Annotated in this window: 16 protein-coding genes and 1 pseudogene; 7 read left to right on the forward strand and 10 right to left on the reverse strand. The window is 65.8% G+C overall.

Annotated features, from left to right (window positions below; genetic code table 11):
- Positions 1 to 80: 80 nt before the first annotated feature.
- Positions 81 to 314 (forward strand): RNA chaperone Hfq, encoded by a 234-nt coding sequence (gene hfq / locus KY389_RS06935; RefSeq protein ID WP_119885907.1) that lies wholly within the window; start codon positions 81 to 83, stop codon positions 312 to 314.
- Positions 315 to 1,721: a GTPase HflX gene (gene hflX, locus KY389_RS06940; protein WP_219830143.1), complete on the forward strand. Its 1,407-nt coding sequence runs from the start codon at positions 315 to 317 to the stop codon at positions 1,719 to 1,721.
- A 34-nt stretch (positions 1,722 to 1,755) separates the two neighbouring features.
- Here the strand turns inward: hflX and KY389_RS06945 are convergent, their stop codons facing one another.
- The 10 genes from KY389_RS06945 to KY389_RS06990 form a co-directional block, all read right to left on the reverse strand.
- Complete coding sequence (locus KY389_RS06945) at positions 1,756 to 2,667, reverse strand: carbohydrate kinase family protein (RefSeq protein ID WP_219830145.1); 912 nt, start codon at positions 2,665 to 2,667, stop codon at positions 1,756 to 1,758.
- A gap of 22 nt (positions 2,668 to 2,689) precedes the next feature.
- Positions 2,690 to 3,856 carry a TFIIB-type zinc ribbon-containing protein gene (locus tag KY389_RS06950; protein ID WP_219830147.1) on the reverse strand — a complete coding sequence of 389 codons (1,167 nt, stop codon included), beginning with the start codon at positions 3,854 to 3,856 and terminating at the stop codon, positions 2,690 to 2,692.
- A gap of 7 nt (positions 3,857 to 3,863) precedes the next feature.
- The gene (locus tag KY389_RS06955; protein WP_219830149.1) at positions 3,864 to 4,976 is read right to left on the reverse strand and encodes an SPFH domain-containing protein; all 1,113 of its coding nucleotides are present in this window, start codon (positions 4,974 to 4,976) and stop codon (positions 3,864 to 3,866) included.
- A gap of 80 nt (positions 4,977 to 5,056) precedes the next feature.
- The gene (locus KY389_RS06960) at positions 5,057 to 6,079 is read right to left on the reverse strand and encodes a DUF2927 domain-containing protein (protein WP_219830151.1); all 1,023 of its coding nucleotides are present in this window, start codon (positions 6,077 to 6,079) and stop codon (positions 5,057 to 5,059) included.
- Positions 6,076 to 7,239 (reverse strand): toxic anion resistance protein, encoded by a 1,164-nt coding sequence (locus KY389_RS06965; RefSeq protein ID WP_219830153.1) that lies wholly within the window; start codon positions 7,237 to 7,239, stop codon positions 6,076 to 6,078. Before KY389_RS06965 ends, KY389_RS06960 begins: the two co-directional genes overlap by 4 nt.
- Positions 7,240 to 7,416: 177 nt before the next feature.
- Entirely contained in the window at positions 7,417 to 9,603 is a 2,187-nt protein-coding gene (locus KY389_RS06970) for a 3-hydroxyacyl-CoA dehydrogenase NAD-binding domain-containing protein (RefSeq protein WP_219830155.1), read from the reverse strand.
- Positions 9,604 to 9,614: 11 nt separating this feature from the next.
- Complete coding sequence (locus KY389_RS06975; RefSeq protein WP_219830157.1) at positions 9,615 to 10,826, reverse strand: acetyl-CoA C-acetyltransferase; 1,212 nt, start codon at positions 10,824 to 10,826, stop codon at positions 9,615 to 9,617.
- A 298-nt stretch (positions 10,827 to 11,124) separates the two neighbouring features.
- The gene (locus KY389_RS06980; RefSeq protein ID WP_219830159.1) at positions 11,125 to 12,903 is read right to left on the reverse strand and encodes an acyl-CoA dehydrogenase C-terminal domain-containing protein; all 1,779 of its coding nucleotides are present in this window, start codon (positions 12,901 to 12,903) and stop codon (positions 11,125 to 11,127) included.
- A 4-nt stretch (positions 12,904 to 12,907) separates the two neighbouring features.
- The gene (locus KY389_RS06985; protein ID WP_219830181.1) at positions 12,908 to 13,306 is read right to left on the reverse strand and encodes a MerR family transcriptional regulator; all 399 of its coding nucleotides are present in this window, start codon (positions 13,304 to 13,306) and stop codon (positions 12,908 to 12,910) included.
- A 111-nt stretch (positions 13,307 to 13,417) separates the two neighbouring features.
- The gene (locus KY389_RS06990; protein ID WP_219830161.1) at positions 13,418 to 13,804 is read right to left on the reverse strand and encodes a MerR family transcriptional regulator; all 387 of its coding nucleotides are present in this window, start codon (positions 13,802 to 13,804) and stop codon (positions 13,418 to 13,420) included.
- Between the two features lie 141 nt (positions 13,805 to 13,945).
- On the opposite strand from KY389_RS06990, the gene KY389_RS06995 reads away from it, so the two are divergent.
- The 5 genes and pseudogenes from KY389_RS06995 to KY389_RS15820 all read left to right on the forward strand — a co-directional run.
- Positions 13,946 to 14,389, forward strand: a complete 444-nt coding sequence (locus KY389_RS06995) for a PaaI family thioesterase (protein WP_219830163.1) — start codon at positions 13,946 to 13,948, stop codon at positions 14,387 to 14,389.
- A gap of 1 nt (position 14,390) precedes the next feature.
- Complete coding sequence (locus tag KY389_RS07000; protein WP_219830165.1) at positions 14,391 to 14,891, forward strand: PaaI family thioesterase; 501 nt, start codon at positions 14,391 to 14,393, stop codon at positions 14,889 to 14,891.
- Between the two features lie 243 nt (positions 14,892 to 15,134).
- Positions 15,135 to 15,458, forward strand: coding sequence for a hypothetical protein (locus KY389_RS15325; protein ID WP_246588001.1), 324 nt, complete (start codon positions 15,135 to 15,137; stop codon positions 15,456 to 15,458).
- A gap of 112 nt (positions 15,459 to 15,570) precedes the next feature.
- Positions 15,571 to 15,939: a hypothetical protein gene (locus tag KY389_RS07010; protein WP_219830167.1), complete on the forward strand. Its 369-nt coding sequence runs from the start codon at positions 15,571 to 15,573 to the stop codon at positions 15,937 to 15,939.
- A 231-nt stretch (positions 15,940 to 16,170) separates the two neighbouring features.
- Positions 16,171 to 16,441: pseudogene (locus tag KY389_RS15820) on the forward strand (IS5/IS1182 family transposase); the annotation flags it as partial.
- Positions 16,442 to 16,622 lie beyond the last annotated feature (181 nt).

Raw genomic sequence — 16,622 nt, forward strand, 5'->3', positions numbered from 1 at the left:
GGTCGCACTGCCTTGCATGGCTGGGAACAACCGCTTAGACATCGTGTTGACAGGGACAGAACAAGACGGACGGCAAAGCAATGGCTGGCGACAAGCAGAATCTGCAGGATGCATTCCTGAATCACGTCCGCAAGGCGAAGGTGCCGGTCACGATCTTCCTGATCAACGGTGTCAAGCTGCAAGGTGTCATCACCTGGTTCGACAATTTCTGCGTTCTTCTGCGCCGCGACGGCCAGTCGCAGCTTGTTTACAAGCACGCCATCAGCACGATCATGCCGGGCCAGCCGATCACGCTTTACGAAGGCGATGACTGATTGGCGGAACTGACGGAAACAGCGGCCCGACCGACGCGGGCCTATGTGATCCATCCCGACCTTGGCCGGGCGCGCACCCAGAGGCGAGAGCCTGAACACGCGCTGGCCGAGGCCGTGGCGCTGGCCTTGGCCCTGCCGGGGATCGAGATGGTCGGCTCGGAAGTCGCCAATCTACGCGAGCCCAATCCCGGCAAGCTGTTCGGCAAGGGCAAGCTGGCCGAGATCGGCGAAAGGCTCAAGGCGCTGGATGTGGAACTGGTCCTGATCGACGGGCCGGTGACGCCCGTTCAGCAGCGCAACCTGGAAAAGGATTGGGGCGTCAAGCTGCTGGACCGGACCGGGTTGATCCTGGAGATCTTTGCCGACCGCGCCCGCACCCGCGAGGGTGTGCTGCAGGTCGAACTGGCCGCGCTCTCCTATCAGCGCACGCGGCTGGTCCGGGCCTGGACCCACCTGGAACGCCAGCGTGGCGGGCTCGGCTTTGTCGGCGGCCCCGGCGAGACGCAGATCGAGGCCGACCGCCGCGCCATCGACGAACAGATGACCCGCCTGCGCCGTCAGCTTGATCGCGTCGTCAAGACCCGCAGCCTGCACCGCGCGGCCCGCGCCAAGGTGCCCTATCCCATCGTGGCTCTGGTGGGCTATACCAACGCGGGCAAATCGACCCTGTTCAACCGCCTGACCGGAGCCGAGGTCTTTGCCAGGGACATGCTGTTTGCGACCCTCGATCCGACCATGCGCGCGATCCGGCTACCGGATGTTGCGGGCGGCGGTTCGGGGCGCAAGATCATCCTGTCGGACACGGTGGGCTTCATCAGCGACCTGCCCACCGAACTGGTCGCCGCCTTCCGCGCCACGCTGGAAGAGGTGCTTGAGGCCGACCTGATCCTGCATGTCCGCGACATCAGCCACCCCGAGACCGAGGAACAGGCCGCCGACGTGGCCGAGATTCTCGACAATCTGGGCGTGGACGAAGATGTCGCCGCCATCGAGGTCTGGAACAAGATCGACGCCCTTGGCCCCGAGACCCGCGCGGCCCTGCGCCGCACCGATGCCCGGACCCAAGGCGTGCAGGCGGTCAGCGCCCTGACGGGCGAGGGGCTGGACGATCTGATCGCCGCTATCGACCACGCGCTTGTCACCGTGCTGGATGAGGAACGCCAGCCCGAGCAGCTGATTCTGGATTTCGCCGATGGTCGCGCCCGCGCCTGGCTGCACGAGGCGGGAGTTGTCGAACGCGAAGAGGCCGCCGAGGACGGGCTGCATCTGCATCTGCGCTGGACCGCGCGCCAGAAAGGCGCCTTTGCGGCCTTTACCGGCGCCGCGCGCAGCGTGGTCGAGGTCGAGGACGAAGCGGCGGATCGCCGCCCCGATCACCGCCCCGGCGGCTGGCACCCCGCTGATTGAACCTGGGCGCACAACCGCGCGCCCTTTGCAACCTTCAGGCGGGCATTTCATACGCCCAGGGCGGGTTCGCGCCGGGTCGCGACACGGTGATCGCGGCGGCCTGCGCGCCCAGGGTCAGCGCCGCGCGGATCTGGTCGGGGGTGATCGCCGCCAGCGCCTCTTTCGACAGCAATCCCTGCCGTTCCAGAGAGGCCAGCACGCCCGCATTGAACGTGTCGCCCGCGCCGATCGTGTCGGCCACCCGTGTCCGCAGGGCAGGCGCATGGATCGTCTCGCCTGACCAGAGCGCGCGCGCCCCGGCCTCGCCGCCCGTCACAAGGACCAGTTTCGGCCCGGATTCCAGGATGCGGCGCGCACCCTCCTCGGGCGAGCGGTCGGGATAAAGCCATTCCAGATCATCGGCCGACATCTTGACGATATCAGCCATCGGCAATAGCCGCGACAAGCGGCCGCGATAGGCGTTCGCATCCTTGATGAAGAAGGGCCGGATATTCGGGTCGATCATCACCGGCAGGCGCGCATGATGGGCCGCGATCAGCCCTTCGAGCGTGGCGCCACAGGGATCGGGGACAAGACTGATCCCGCCTGCGAACAGGGTCGTGACGCTATCCGGCAGAGGGGGGATATCCTCGGATCGCAGCATCCGGCCCGCCGATCCCTCGTCGTAGAAGGAATAGCGCGCCTCGCCATTCGTCAGTGTCACCAGCGCCAGCGTGGTCAGGCGGTCGGTGCGCGGGCAGAGATCGGTGTTCACCCCCGCCTCGGCCAGAGGCGCCATGATCTGCGCGCCGAAAGGGTCGGTGCTGATCGGCCACAGATAGCCCGTCTCGATCCCCAGCCTGCCAAGCGCGATGGCGGTGTTATAGACCGCGCCGCCGGCCAGCGGACGGAAGACACCGTCCTGCGGCACCATGTCGATCAGCGATTCGCCTGCACAGAGGATCATTCCCGGGCCTCTCCAAACTGAATTATTGGCTCAGATACAGGAAAGCCGCTAGCGCTACCAGCGCCAGGGCGACGGCCCCGGTGATTTTCCAGACCGACCACGGGCGCTCACCCATGACCTTGCCGGTCTGGCCGTTCACGACGAAACGATAGCTTTTGCCGTTGTAGCGATAGGCCGCCGACCAGATCGGCAGCAGGATGTGCTTGAAGGTCTCGTTGGCAAAACGGCTGTCCACATGATCGACTTGCTGCTCGTCGCCGCCGATGGCGCGGCGGGCATCCTGATGAATGATCCGAGCCATCTGACGGCGCGCGGCCTCGTGACCATCGGCCAGGGCGACCGTGTAGCCCTCGGCCTCGAAACCTGACAGGAAAGCCGGATCATAGATCGCCAGCGACGACAGATCCCAAGGCTTCATCCCCTCGGCAAAGCGCGGCGGCAGCGCGGTCGAGGCCGGGATCAGCACATCGTTGAACTGCCGCGTGATGCGCCCCGAGACGGGTGTCCAGCGGATACGCCGCTCTTGTCGGCTGACCATCTGGCTTTTGCCGTTCACGTTCTGCATGGTCTGCACGGTGACGTAGTAGGCATCGCCCCGCTGGCCGCGATAATGCGAGACGGAGTCGGCGTCAAAGGTCCAGAAGGGTGAATAGACACCAGTCAGCCGCCGGTCCTTGCGCGCATAGGCAGTCAGCGCGGAGGGCGCGAACCACAGGCTGCCCAGCCAGGCCTTCATCGCGGCGCGGGCCTCGGCCTCGGTTATTGCGAAGGGCAGCACGCCCTGCGGCTTGATGCGTCGCGTCGGGCCGGTATCGGTGACAACGGGCGTCGCACAGAAGGGGCAAGCGCTGGCGTGGTGATTGTCGTCCAGATCGACCTGCGCGCCGCAATTCGGGCAGGACAGGGTCCGAACGGTCTGCACGATCTCTTCCGCCCCGCGATAGAGGTCCAATCCCTTTTCCAGCGGGATCTCTTCCAACCCTCGCGGCAAGGCAGGCTTGGTCTCGGCCCATTGCAGGGCGGTGTCGTCGCTGCTGTCGTCGGCATGGCGGCCGGGCGCGCGGGCAGGGCCGGGGCCGATCTGCTGGCGGTGGCCGCACCAGTCGCAGACAAGGCTCTGCTGGCCGGGACGAAAGGCAAGGCTTGCCCCGCATTGTCCGCAGGGAAAGCGGTGTTCGGCAGGGATCATCCGGGCCTCAGCGCGGCAGCGGGGGCGGCGCCGCAGCAAAGAGCGAGGCAAGCGCCGCGACCTGGCCGGCCTCGACCCAGCCGTCCTGACCCTCGGTCCAGACCAGCGTCTCGCGCGTCAGACGGCCATCGGCCACAAGGCGCGGCAGGTCGGATTGCGGAAATGGCCCCGACGCCGCGCCGTCGATCGCCACATGCCATTGCGGCGCGCGGCCGGGCAGGGGCGGAGGCGTGGCGGGGGCCTGCTGCTGCGCGGGTTGGGGCGCCGTGCCCCAGGGGCCGGGGCGCGAGGCCATGCCCATCGCCGCGCCCATCGCCGCGCCGAAGCCCGCGCCCGCGCCACCTTCGTTCTTCGAGGCGTTCAGCATCGCCTCCGAAGCCGCGTATTGGCTGAACCGGTCCAGATCGCCGATGATGCCCATGCTGGTGCGCTTGTCCAGCATCGCCTCGACCTCGGCGGGCAGACTGACATTCTCGATGTAGAATTCGGGCAGGGTCAGGCCATAACTCTCGATCACGGGGGCGATGGCGCGCGCGACAAGACCCGAAAGCTGGTCGGTATTGGCCGCCATGTCCAGAACCGGAATGTTCGAGCCCGCAATCGCGCGCGAGAATTCCTGCACGATCACGTTGCGGATCTGGTCGGCAATCTCGTCGCGGCTGAACTCGCCCTGGGTGCCGACGATCTCGGACATGAAGCGGGCGGGATCGGTCACGCGCATCGCATAGGTGCCGAAGGCGCGCAGCCGCACCGGTCCGAATTCCGGATCGCGTGCGATGATCGGGTTGCGCGTGCCCCATTTCAGGTCGTTGAAGCGGGTCGTGTTGATGAAATAGACCTCGGACTTGAAAGGGCTGCGAAAGCCGTGATCCCAGTGGCGCAGTCGCGTCATCACCGGAATGTTGTTGGTTTCCAGCATGTAAAGGCCGGGTCCGAACACATCGGCCAGTTGTCCTTCATGGACGAACACGGCGGCTTGTCCCTCGCGCACGGTCAGCTTGGCGCCGTATTTGATGGCGCGACCCACCGTCGGAAAGCGATAGACCACCGTGTTGCGATCATCCTCGACCCATTCGATGACCTCGATGAACTCTCCGCCCAGGATGTTCAGGATGGACATGGCAACCCCCGTTTTCGCAATCCGCACCTTCTGTATGGCCCCAGGCCGGTCCTGGATCAAGCTGCAAGAGACCGCGTCGCTCAGATGGGGCTGGCCAGCAATTCGGCGGCGATTCGGTGCAGGATCGGCAGGGCCTCATCCTCGGTCATGCCGGGGCGCAGACGCGGATCGTAGAGCATCTTCAGCAGCAATTCGTCATGCCGCGTCAGCAGCGCGAATTCCTCGTCATCGTTGAAGATCGAGGGGCGCGCGTCAGGGCTGTCATTGACCAGACCCATCGCCTGAGCCAGTTCCTCGTGGATACAGGATTGACGCAGAAGCGGGGGCAATTCGGCCCGGATCACCGCGACCGCGCGGGCATAGACAGGGCTTGCGTCTTCCGAATAGGCAAAGACCGTGCAGGTGATGGAGGGGGGCAGGTCGGTCAGGATCGCCACATCTTCGGGCGGGATGCCGGGGACCAGTTCCAGCAGTCGGGGGCCGAAGCTGCGGCGCTCATCCTCGGAGAGGATCAGCACCAGGACATTGCCGTCCTGCGGGTCCAGACGCACCGGATGGCCGCTGGCCTCCGCAAGGCGCGATGCGTAATCCGCGATCTCGGCCCGCCACGCGCGCTGGCGGCCAAGGTCGATCGACGCCCCGAATTCGGGCTGAAACAGCACCGGCTCGGCCCAGCGACGCAGGGGGGCTGAGCTTTCGTGGGCCAGAAGCGCGCCGTCGCGGCGGGAATATTCGTCGCGCAGCGCGATCCGCACGAAGTTGCGCACCAGCATTTCGCTGTCGAAGGAAGCATCGGCCGGGTCGCGGTCGCGCCGCAGCCGGCCCTGCGCCAGAAGGCTGCGTTCCATGCGGGCGTAGTAATCGCGCTGCGCCCGGCTGGCATCGCTGGCTTGGGCCGAGGCAAGGATTGCTGCCCGATTGGCCGCGCGGTTGCGTTCGGCGCGTGCCTCGCGCAGCTGCGCCTGACGATCGGTTTCGGGAAGCGCGGGCGCTTCGGGGGCGGGCGGTGCGGGCGTCGGCGCGGCCGGCATCTCGGCCGGCTCGCAGGCGGCCAGTATCAGCGCCGCTGCCAGACCCGCAAGAACCCGCGCCGGTGCCATCATCCCGCCCCCTGTGTCCGCGAGCGGGCAGAGGCCAGAGCATCGCGCAACTCGGTTTCCATCCGCTGAAGCTCGGTCTCGGCGGCGGCGCGGCGGCTGCGGCCCTCGTCGGCGATGCGCAGACTGTCCTCGATCGTTGCGATCAGCTGGGCATTGGCGGTCTTGACGGCCTCGATGTCGAAGACGCCGCGTTCGGTCTCGGTCCGGATCCGGGCATTGGCCTGGCGCAGGTTGTCGGCATTGCGGGTCAGCAATTCGTTGGTCAGATCGGTCGCTGCCTTGACGCTGCGCGCGGCCTCGGCGCTGCGCTGGATGGTAACGGCCTGGGCCAGTTGTGTTTCCCACAGGGGCACAGTGTTCACCAGGGTCGAATTGATGCGCGTGACCAGAGACTTGTCGTTTTCCTGCACCAGCCTGATCGAGGGTAGCGATTGCATCGTCACCTGCCGCGTCAGCTTGAGGTCGTGGACGCGCCGCTCAAGATCGTCGCGCAGGGTTCTGAGATCGCGCAATTCCTGAGCGCCCATGACCTGCTGTTCCTCGGGTGTGCCTTGCAACGCGGCCTCGCGTTCGGGAATGATCTGGCTGTCCAGCTCGCGCAGTTTCTCCTCGCCCGCCGCGATATACAGCGCAAGCTCGTCATAAAAGGCCAGCGTCTTTTCATAAAGAAGGTCCAGGGACTTGATATCCTTGAGCAACTTCTGCTCGTGTGCCTCCAGGTCGGCGGTGATCCGGTCGATCTGGCTCTGGACCTGTTCGTAATTGGCGACGAATTTCGCGAAAGGCGCCGCCCGGCCCAACAGCCTTTCCCACCAGGTGCGTTCGCGGCGCATGTCCAGTTCGCTGGTGGAAAAGCCCCGGATCGTGGTCACGACCGCGCGCAGGCTGTCGCCTGCGGGGCCGACATCCTTGGTCTTGACATCGTTCAGCATCGCCTGGCTGATCTGTTGCAGATCGGCCTGGGCACGCGTGCCGAAGCGCAGGATGGAATTGCTGTCCTTGAGGTCGATCTCGTCCATGCGGCGCTGGATTTCGGCGCGGGTGGCGGGGTCGGCGGTCGAGGCGCTGACCAGCGCATCGTCAGGTTGGGGCAGGCTGGTCTGGGTCAGCGCCTCGATCTGGGCCTGTGCGGCCAATGCGCGGCTGCGGATCTCTTCGGTCATCTGCATTTCCCCCGTCTGCGGCAGGATCAACCATGCCTGTCACGCCTTCACCATATGGCGAATTTCTGCCGGTTCAACGGAAAGCCGGCGCGAAAGTTTCTCTGCGGCGCGGCGCAGACGGAAAAAGGGCGGACCTGTTGCGGCCCGCCCCTTGCGTTGCAATGACCCGGCTGCGGATCAGGCGGCCTTCTTGCCCGCTCCGAACCGACCGTAGAAGCTGTCTCTGCGCGCGGCCATGTCGCGCAGAAGCGCGGGCGCCTTGAAGCGGTCGCCATGCGCCTTTGCCAGACGGTCGCAGATCGCCACCGCGCGTTCTGCGCCCAGAATGTCCAGCCAGCCGAAGGGGCCACCCGACCAGGGCGCAAAACCCCAGCCCAGAATGGCGCCGACATCACCCTCGCGGATATCTTCGAGAACACCTTCCTCCAGCGCGCGGACGGCCTCAAGGGTCTGGGCGAACATCAGGCGGTGCTGAACATCCTGCAGCGAGGGCTGGTCGGCTGCACGCGGGAAGCGGGCCTCCAGACCTTCCCACAGGCCTTGCCGCTTGCCGGCGTCGTCATAGGCGTAAAAGCCCGAATTCGACTTGCGCCCCATCCGGCCCTGATCGGCCATCCAGAACAGCACGTCATCGACTGCGCCATCCGGATAGGCGTCGCCCATTGCGGCGCGGGTGGCCTTTGCGATCTTGACGCCCAGGTCGATCGAGGTTTCATCGACCAGTTGCAGCGGGCCAAGCGGCATCCCCATCAGCTTGGCGGCATTCTCGATCAGCGTGGGGTTCACGCCTTCGGCGACCATGCGGATGCCCTCGTTGATATACGGGATGATGCAGCGGTTTGCATAGAAGAAGCGCGCATCGTTCACCACGATCGGGGTCTTGCGGATCTGGCGCACGAAATCCAGCGCCTTGGCGACCGCCACCGGCCCGGTTTCACGGCCCTTGATGATCTCGACCAGAGCCATCTTGTCCACGGGGCTGAAGAAGTGGATGCCGATGAACTGCGAGGGCCGCGCGCTGGCACGGGCCAGATCGCTGATCGGCAAGGTCGAGGTGTTGGTGGCAAAGATCGCGTCCGAGGGGATGACGGCTTCGGCCTTCTTCGTGACCTCTGCCTTCACGCCCGGATCCTCGAACACGGCTTCCACGATCAGATCGCAGCCCTCCAGCGCGGCATAATCGGTCGTGGCGGTGATCCGGGCCAGCAGCTCGGCCTTCTGCTCCTCGGTGGCCTTCCGGCGACCGATCGCCTTGTCCATCAGGCCTTCCGAATAGGCCTTGCCCTTGTCGGCGCTGGCCTGGGTCGCGTCGATCAGCACGACCTCGATGCCCGCGCGCGCGCTGACATAGGCGATGCCCGCGCCCATCATGCCCGCACCCAGGACGCCGAGCTTGCGGACGGTCTGATCGGGAACACCGGGACGTTTCGCGCCCTTCTCAAGCGCCTCCTTGTTGATGAAGAGGCTGCGGATCATGGCCGTGCTGGAAGGGTTCATCAGCACATTGGTAAACCAGCGCGCCTCGATCTTCAGCGCCTGGTCGAAGGGCACCTGCGCCCCTTCATAGACAGCACTCAGCAGCGCCTTGGCAGCCGGATAGACGCCCATCGTCCTGGCGTGCACCATGGCCGATGCGCCGACAAAGGTCATGAAACCCGCCGGGTGATAGGGCTCGCCCCCCGGCATCTTGTAGCCCTTGGCGTCCCAGGGCTTGACCAGATCGGCCTCCTTTGCCGCGAGCACCCAGGCCTTGGCCGCAGCCAACGGGTCGTCCACGACCTCGTCCACCAGACCCGCGGCCTTGGCCTTTTTCGGATCGGACAGCTTGCCTTCCAGCAGGAACGGCGCGGCGGCCATGGCGCCCAGCTTGCGGACCAGACGCGTCGTGCCACCCGCGCCGGGGAAGATCCCGACCATGATTTCAGGCAGGCCGATCCTGGCCTTGGGGTTGTCGGCGGCAAAGATCCGGTGCGTGGCCAGGGGCAGTTCCAGCCCAATGCCAAGTGCCGTGCCGGGCAGGGCAGACGCGATAGGCTTGCCGCCCTTCAACGTCTTGGGGTCCATGCCTGCGCGCTCGATCTTTCGCAGGATGTGATGCAGCGACATCACGCCGTCGAACACGCCCTGCGCGCCGCCCTGATCCTTCATGCCGGCGATGACGTTCAGGTCCATGCCCGCCGCAAAATCCCTCTTGCCGCTGGTGATGACGATGCCCTTCACGGCATCATCGGCCAGAGCCTCGTCAATCAGCCCGTTCAGCGTGGCGGCACCGTCCATGGACAGAACGTTCATCGACTTGCCGGGCACGTCCCAGGTGATCACCGCGACGCCGTCAGCGTCCGTCTTCATCGTGAAATCGGTCATGTCCGGGCTCCTCACACGCGTTCGATGATGGTGGCCGCGCCCATGCCGGACGCGATGCACAGGGTCGCAAGGCCGACCTGCTTGTCCTGCCGCTCAAGCTCGTCCAGCAGGGTGCCGATGATGATCGCGCCGGTCGCGCCCAGAGGGTGGCCCATGGCGATCGCCCCGCCGTTCACGTTGACCTTCGCGTGGTCCACCTCGAAGGCCTGCATGAAGCGCAGCACGACCGAGGCGAAGGCCTCGTTCACCTCGAACAGGTCGATGTCGCCGATGGCCATGCCGCTGTCCTTGAGGATCTTTTCGGTTACAGGGACCGGGCCGGTCAGCATGATCGTGGGATCGGTGCCGATCTTGGCAGTGGCGCGAATGCGGGCGCGGGGCTTCAACCCATGCGCCTCGCCGAACTCCTTGCTGCCGATCAGCACGGCCGCCGCGCCGTCCACAATGCCCGAAGAATTACCGGCATGGTGGATATGCTCGATATGCGACAGATGCGGGTATTTCAGCATCGCGACCTTGTCGAAGCCGGGCATCATCTCGCCCATCTCCTTGAAGGCCGGCTTAAGCTTGGCCAGATCGTCGAGCGTGGTGCCGGGGCGCATGTATTCGTCGCGATCCAGGATGGTCAGGCCGTTCTGGTCCAGGACCGGGACGATGGATTTGGCGAAGCGGCCCTCCTCCCAGGCCTGGGCAGCGCGCTTCTGGCTCTCCAGCGCCAAGGCGTCAGCCTGCTCGCGGGTAAAGCCGTATTCGGTGGCGATGATGTCGGCGCTGATGCCCTGGGGAACGAAATAGGACTTCATCGCCAGGCTGGGATCGACGGCGATGGCGGCGCCGTCGCTGCCCATGGCCACGCGGCCCATCATCTCGACCCCGCCCGCGATATAGGCATGGCCGGCACCGCCCTTGATCTGGTTGGCGGCAAGATTTACCGCCTCCATGCCGCTGGCGCAGAAGCGGTTGATCGACAGGCCCGGGATGCGCTCGTCCAGATCGGACGCCAGCACAGCGCTGCGGGCCAGGCAGCCGCCCTGTTCCTTGACCTGGGTGACGTTGCCCCAGATCACATCCTCCACCGCATGGCCTTCGAGGTTGTTGCGCGCCTTGATGGCGTTCAGCAGGCGCGCGGACAGGGCCAGCGACGTCACCTCGTGCAGGCTGCCGTCTGAACGGCCCTTGCCGCGCGGCGTGCGGGCGGCGTCATAGATGAATGCGTCGGTCATGGTTCCTCCTAGCTCGCCCGGGCGGGCCGGGCCGAAACGACCGGGGGGCTTCGCGCCCCCCGGACCCCCCGCGGGGTATTTCTGCAACGAAGAAGATGCGGATTAACCTCTTCTTCATCTTTCGCCGCTTTAATCGGCGCTGCGGTACAGGCTGGGGAGCCGATGACCGCCAACGGAGAAGTCGCCCCGGCTTCTGGGCCGATAACGTCTTACCGCTCGGAAGGGTGGAGAGGCCGGGGCGCACCTGCGGACTTCTTCGTTGTCCAAATACCCATCCGGCCTCGCCCTTGGCGCAGCGTCAGAATGCTTCTGCTTCCAGCCCCATTACCGGCTCTGCACCCGAGCGGATACGCGCCAGGTGCGTTCCGGTCATCGGCAGTTGCCGCGCCATGTAGTAGCGCGCCGTCGCCAGCTTGGCCTTGAGGAACGCGGCATCGCCCGTTCCAGCATCCAGCGCCGCGCGCGCGGCGACGGCAATCCGGGCCCACATGAAGCCAAGCGATACATGCCCGAAGATATGCATGAAGTCGTAACTGCCCGCCAGCGCGTCATTGGGATTCTTCATGCCACGTTCCATGAAGAACGTGGCCGCTGCCTGCAGATCCTTCGAGGCCGCCTTGAGCGGGTCGATGATGTCCCTTGCCAGCGCCTCGTTCGCGGATTGCTCTTTGCAGAAGGACTTGATCATCTCGAAGAAGGCCAAGACGTGCTTGCCCCCATCCTGGGCCAGTTTGCGGCCGACAAGGTCCAGCGCCTGGATGCCGTTCGCGCCCTCGTAGATCATGGTGATGCGGGCATCGCGGACGAACTGGCTCATGCCCCATTCCTCGACATAGCCATGTCCGCCCAGCACCTGCTGCGCCTGCACCGTCATGTCGAAGCCGCGATCGGTCAGGAAGCCCTTGATGACCGGCGTAAGCAGCGAGATCAACCCTTCGGCATCTGCGTCCCCGGTCAGGTGGCTGCGGTCGATCAGATGCGCGCCCCAGAGCACCAGGGCGCGGGCGCCCTCGATGAAGCTCTTCTGGTCCATCAGGCTGCGGCGGATGTCGGGATGCACGATCAGCGGATCGGCAGGGCCCTGCGGATTGGCGGCGCCGGTCACGGCGCGACCCTGCAGGCGGTCCTTGGCATAGGCCAGCGCGTTCTGATAAGCGGGCACGGCGGCTGCGTAGCCTTGCAGGCCCACACCCAGACGGGCTTCGTTCATCATGGTGAACATGGCGCGCATACCCTTGTGCAGGTCTCCGAGCAGCCAGCCACGGGCGCCATCATAATTCATCACGCAGGTTGCGTTGCCGTGGATGCCCATCTTGTGTTCCAGCGCGCCGACCGACACGGCGTTGCGTTCGCCCAAAGAGCCGTCCTGGTTCACCAGGAATTTCGGCACGATGAAAAGGCTGATCCCCTTGGTGCCCTCGCCCCCGCCCGGGGCCTTGGCCAGCACCAGATGGATGACGTTCTCCGCCAGGTCGTGATCGCCGGCCGAGATGAAGATCTTCTGGCCGGTGATCCGGTAGCTGCCGTCCTCCTGCGGCTCGGCTCGGGTGCGCAGAAGGCCCAGATCCGTGCCGCAATGCGGTTCCGTCAGGTTCATCGTGCCGGTCCAGTCGCAGCTGACCATCTTCGGCAGGTAGGTGCGTTTCTGCTCGTCCGTGCCGTGGGCGTGGATCGCCGAATAGGCGCCGTGTGTGAGGCCCTGATACATGTTGAAGGCCATGTTCGCGCTGACGAACATTTCGCCCGTGGCGACGCCCAGGACATAGGGCATCCCCTGGCCGCCATATTCGGGATCGCAATCCAGCGCGGTCCAGCCACCTTCCTTGACCTGTTCAAAGGCCTGGCGGAAGCCCTCGGGGGTGCGCACGACACCATTTTCCAGCACGCAGCCCTGCTGATCCCCGATGATGTTGAGGGGCGCCAGAACCTCGGCGGACAGCTTGCCCGCGGCCTCGAGCACGGCCTCGGTGAATTCGGGTTCAAGTTCGTCATGACCCGGCAGGTCGGATTGCGACAGCTTCAGCACCTCGTGCAGAACGAACTGAAGGTCGCGGATCGGCGGTTCGTAGATCGGCATGACGTTATCCTGTCGGCTGTTCAAGGGATGCGGCGGCAAGGCGCCTTTCGGCATCGGAAAGCTGGTTCTTCAGGTCCGCGATGGCGACCTGAAGCTCGGCCTGCTGACGTTCCATGTCGGCCAGCCGTTCGCGCGCAATGGCGATCGTTGCGGCGATCTGGCTGCCATTCGCGCCGCCCGGCTGATACAGTTCCAGCAATTGCCGGATCTGTTCCAGGCTGAAGCCGAAGCGCTTGCCGCGCAGGATCAGCGTCAGCCGCGCCCGGTCGCGCCGGTCGTAAAGCCGGTGCTGACCGCGGCGCTGCGGAAAGATCAGCTCGCGCGCCTCGTAGAAGCGCAGCGTGCGGGGCGTCACGTCGAACGCATCGCACATCTGGCGAATGGTCATCAGATCGTCGGACATGATATGCGGTTTCTCCTCCATCACCGGCTTTCCGTCCTTGACATCGACTATAGCGCAGGTTGACGCGAACGTAAGCGAGACGCCGCGTCACGTGTCGGTTCTGCCGTTGCGTCAGCCGGGCCGGTCCATCGCGGCCAGCTCGGCCATGCCGGTTTCGCGCAGTTGCGCCAGATCGCTGCGCGCGGCCTGAAGGTCGGCAATCTGCTGGTCCAGCACCGCAAGCTGGCGGTCGGCCATCGCGATCCAGACCTGATACTGCTCGCGCGAGCCCTGCTTGTCGTAGATCAGCAGCCATTGCCGGATTTCTTCAAGCGAGAAGCCGAAGCGCCGGCCGCGCAGGATCAGCGTCATCCGCGCCACCTCGCGCGGGCCATAGAAGCGCGCGCGCCCTTCCTTGTGGGGCGACAGAAGCTCGATATATTCGTAATAGCGCAGCGTGCGCGGCGTGACATCGAAACGCGCGCACATCTCCTTGAAGCTGATCCGTTGGTCGGTCATGCCGTCCTCCTCGCTTTCCCTTAAGGTAAAGTTAGGGTCTTGCCCGGCTTTTCTCAACCGAATCCTGCGGGCAGGTCACGTCCGGTTGATCGGGCGCGATCCGGCGGCTAAGCCTGTGGGGACCAGCCATGTGAGGACGCGATGACCCAGGACAGCGAAGGCCCCGACGCCGCCGATCAGGCGCGTATCGCGCAGCAATTCATCGAGGCCATCCCCCATGCCCGCGCCTTGGGAATGCGTGTGGACCGGATCGGGGCGGGCAAGGCCGAGATCTCGATGCCCTGGGCCGAACATCTGGTCGGCGATCCGCGCACCGGGGTCGTGCATGGCGGCGTCGTCTCGGCGCTGATGGACACCTGCTGCGGGGCGGCGGTGATGGCCCATCCCGAACGGCCGCGCCCGACCGCGACGATCGACCTGCGCATCGACTACATGCGCGCGGCCCGGCCCGGCCAGCGGATCACCGCGCGGGCCGAGTGCTATCACATGACGCGCAGCGTGGCCTTCGTGCGCGCCGTCGCGCTGGACGATGACGAGGGCAATCCCGTGGCCACCGCCACCGGCGCCTTTACGGCGGAGCGCTGAGATGGGCGACAGGAACGAACCGCTGCACGTGATCAAGTCCCGCCGCGACAGCGCCCTGCGCGCACTGGTCTCGGGGGTGCCCTACCTGACCTGGCTGGGCATCCAGTTCGACCGGCGCGGGGACGAGTTGACCGCGATCCTGCCCTTTGATGACAAGCTGATCGGCAATCCGATGCTGCCCGCCATTCACGGAGGCGTCACGGCGGCCTTTCTCGAAGTGACGGCGATCATCGAACTGGCCTGGGCCGCCATGTGGGAGGATCTGGAATCCGGCCGCATCGCCCCCGATGCCGCCGTTCCCGACAGCCTGCCGCGTCTGCCCAAGACGATCGACTTCACAGTGGATTACCTGCGGTCGGGCCTGCCGCGCGACGCCTATGCCCGGGCGCGGGTGGTGCGGTCGGGGCGGCGCTATGCCAGCGTTCATGTCGAGGCCTGGCAGGACAACCGCTCGCGGCTGATGGCGCAGGCGACAGGGCATTTCCTGATGCGGCAGGGCTGAGCCTGCATCCTGCAATGCGCCGCAAGCTGCCCGTTCTGAACGGGACTGACCACGATCGGAAGCCTGCCCCGATGCCGCGGACCCTGACCTTGCTCTCCGATCTGTTCCCGCTGCGCGCGGGCCGGTGCAAGAGGTCACCGGGCCTGCTGCGCCCGCTTTTGCGCTGATCCAGTGCCATGGCGGTGCAACGGGCGAGGGCGCCGCGATGCTGTGGGCGCGCGCCGGTGGAACGCCGCCATCGCCTTGCCGCAGGGTCTGGCCGCGCTGATCGCTCCGGAGCGGTTGCTGATTGCCGGGACGACGCAGAAAACCGATACCTTGGCCGCCGCCGAACAGGCGCCTGAGGGATGGCAGCCTGCCTTTCGTGCTGATCCAGACCACCCATCGCCTGAATCTGCGCGAGGGGGGCGGCCGCAACTGGCCGCGCAGGCGGGCGGCACGACGGATCTGTGCATGACGCCGCAGGACACGGGCTCGAACGCGGCGCAGACGCTCTGGCATTGTGCGCATGTCTTTTCGGACAGGGGCTCGACTCTGATGCTGCGGGAGCTTGAAGAGAGCAAATAAGAAACAATCGAGGCGTGGCATGTCCGCTGGACCTGGCAGGCGTATCGTCTCGATGGGGTTTCCCCGGCTCCCCAGCGAGCGGGAAGCCCGGATTCGCCCGGCTGATGGGCCGATGGCGTTGATCCTGCGCCAGAACAACGCCCAAAGCCTGTATGGCCTGAACGCCGAGGCCGAGACGCCTGGCCTGCGCCCCGGCATGACCCTGCCCGAGGCGCGCGCCCCTTGCCGTCGGCCGACCCTGCCGGAACCGATCGGGCTGGTCTCGGACGCGCTGCTGACGCGGATTGGCAGCCGGATCGGACTGGACAACATCCCTTGCTTCCGCCCCTTGGACAGCCACATCCCGAAAAGAGCTTTGCGCTTGACTCAGCGCGCCTATGTCGAATTGTCCGTCGCCTCCAGTTTCGCCTTTCGACCGCGCCTCGCATCCCGAAGAGCTGGTCCTGCGCGCTGCCGAACTGGGGCGACACGCCATCATTGATCGCAATTCGCTGGCGGGCGTTGTGCACATCTGGACCGCGCTGCACAACCTGTGCGACCATGGGGCCGAACCTGGCTTGCCGATCCGCTCGGCCCGCCAAGTCGTGGCAAAAGGGCGCGCTGACGCCCGACCCAGTTCTGCACCTGCCGCGCCCGCTGGTGGGCGCGCGGAGCGTGCTGCAAGACTGCCCGTTGGAATGGGTCGCGCGGCTTCTGGATCTTGCGAGCCATCACCCCCAGCCGGGAGGGTGACAGCCCCATCCGGCCGGACGAGCTGGACCAGATCCCGCAGGACGAGAGCATCGGCACCATGACCGCGAATGGCACCTTGCGACAGCAGCTGCGGCCACAGTGCTATCGTCGCATGGGCGGGACAGCGATCATCCCGATCCGCAAAAGCAGTAACCGCGAAGGGAGGATTGTCCGGCCGCCAGGGCACGCAACAAAATCCTGCGCGCCCCGCGCACTACGGCAAGGCGTTCCGGAAACAGTGGACGGGATACTTGCCTATGAGTTCCCCTGCGCCTTTGCGATAAAGGAGCCGCCGCCTGGAAGGGTATATATGCCGGGCAGCAGCAGGGGTCGGATCGAGAGAAACCAGGTGCTTCGATCGTGTCCCTTGGAGTGGTGTAGCTGGCCGATGGCCAGCGTGATCTCCGGCGGGGCCGGGGTCAGCCTTCGACA

The organism is Paracoccus bogoriensis (assembly GCF_019431455.1).
Classification (GTDB): Bacteria; Pseudomonadota; Alphaproteobacteria; order Rhodobacterales; family Rhodobacteraceae; genus Paracoccus; species Paracoccus bogoriensis.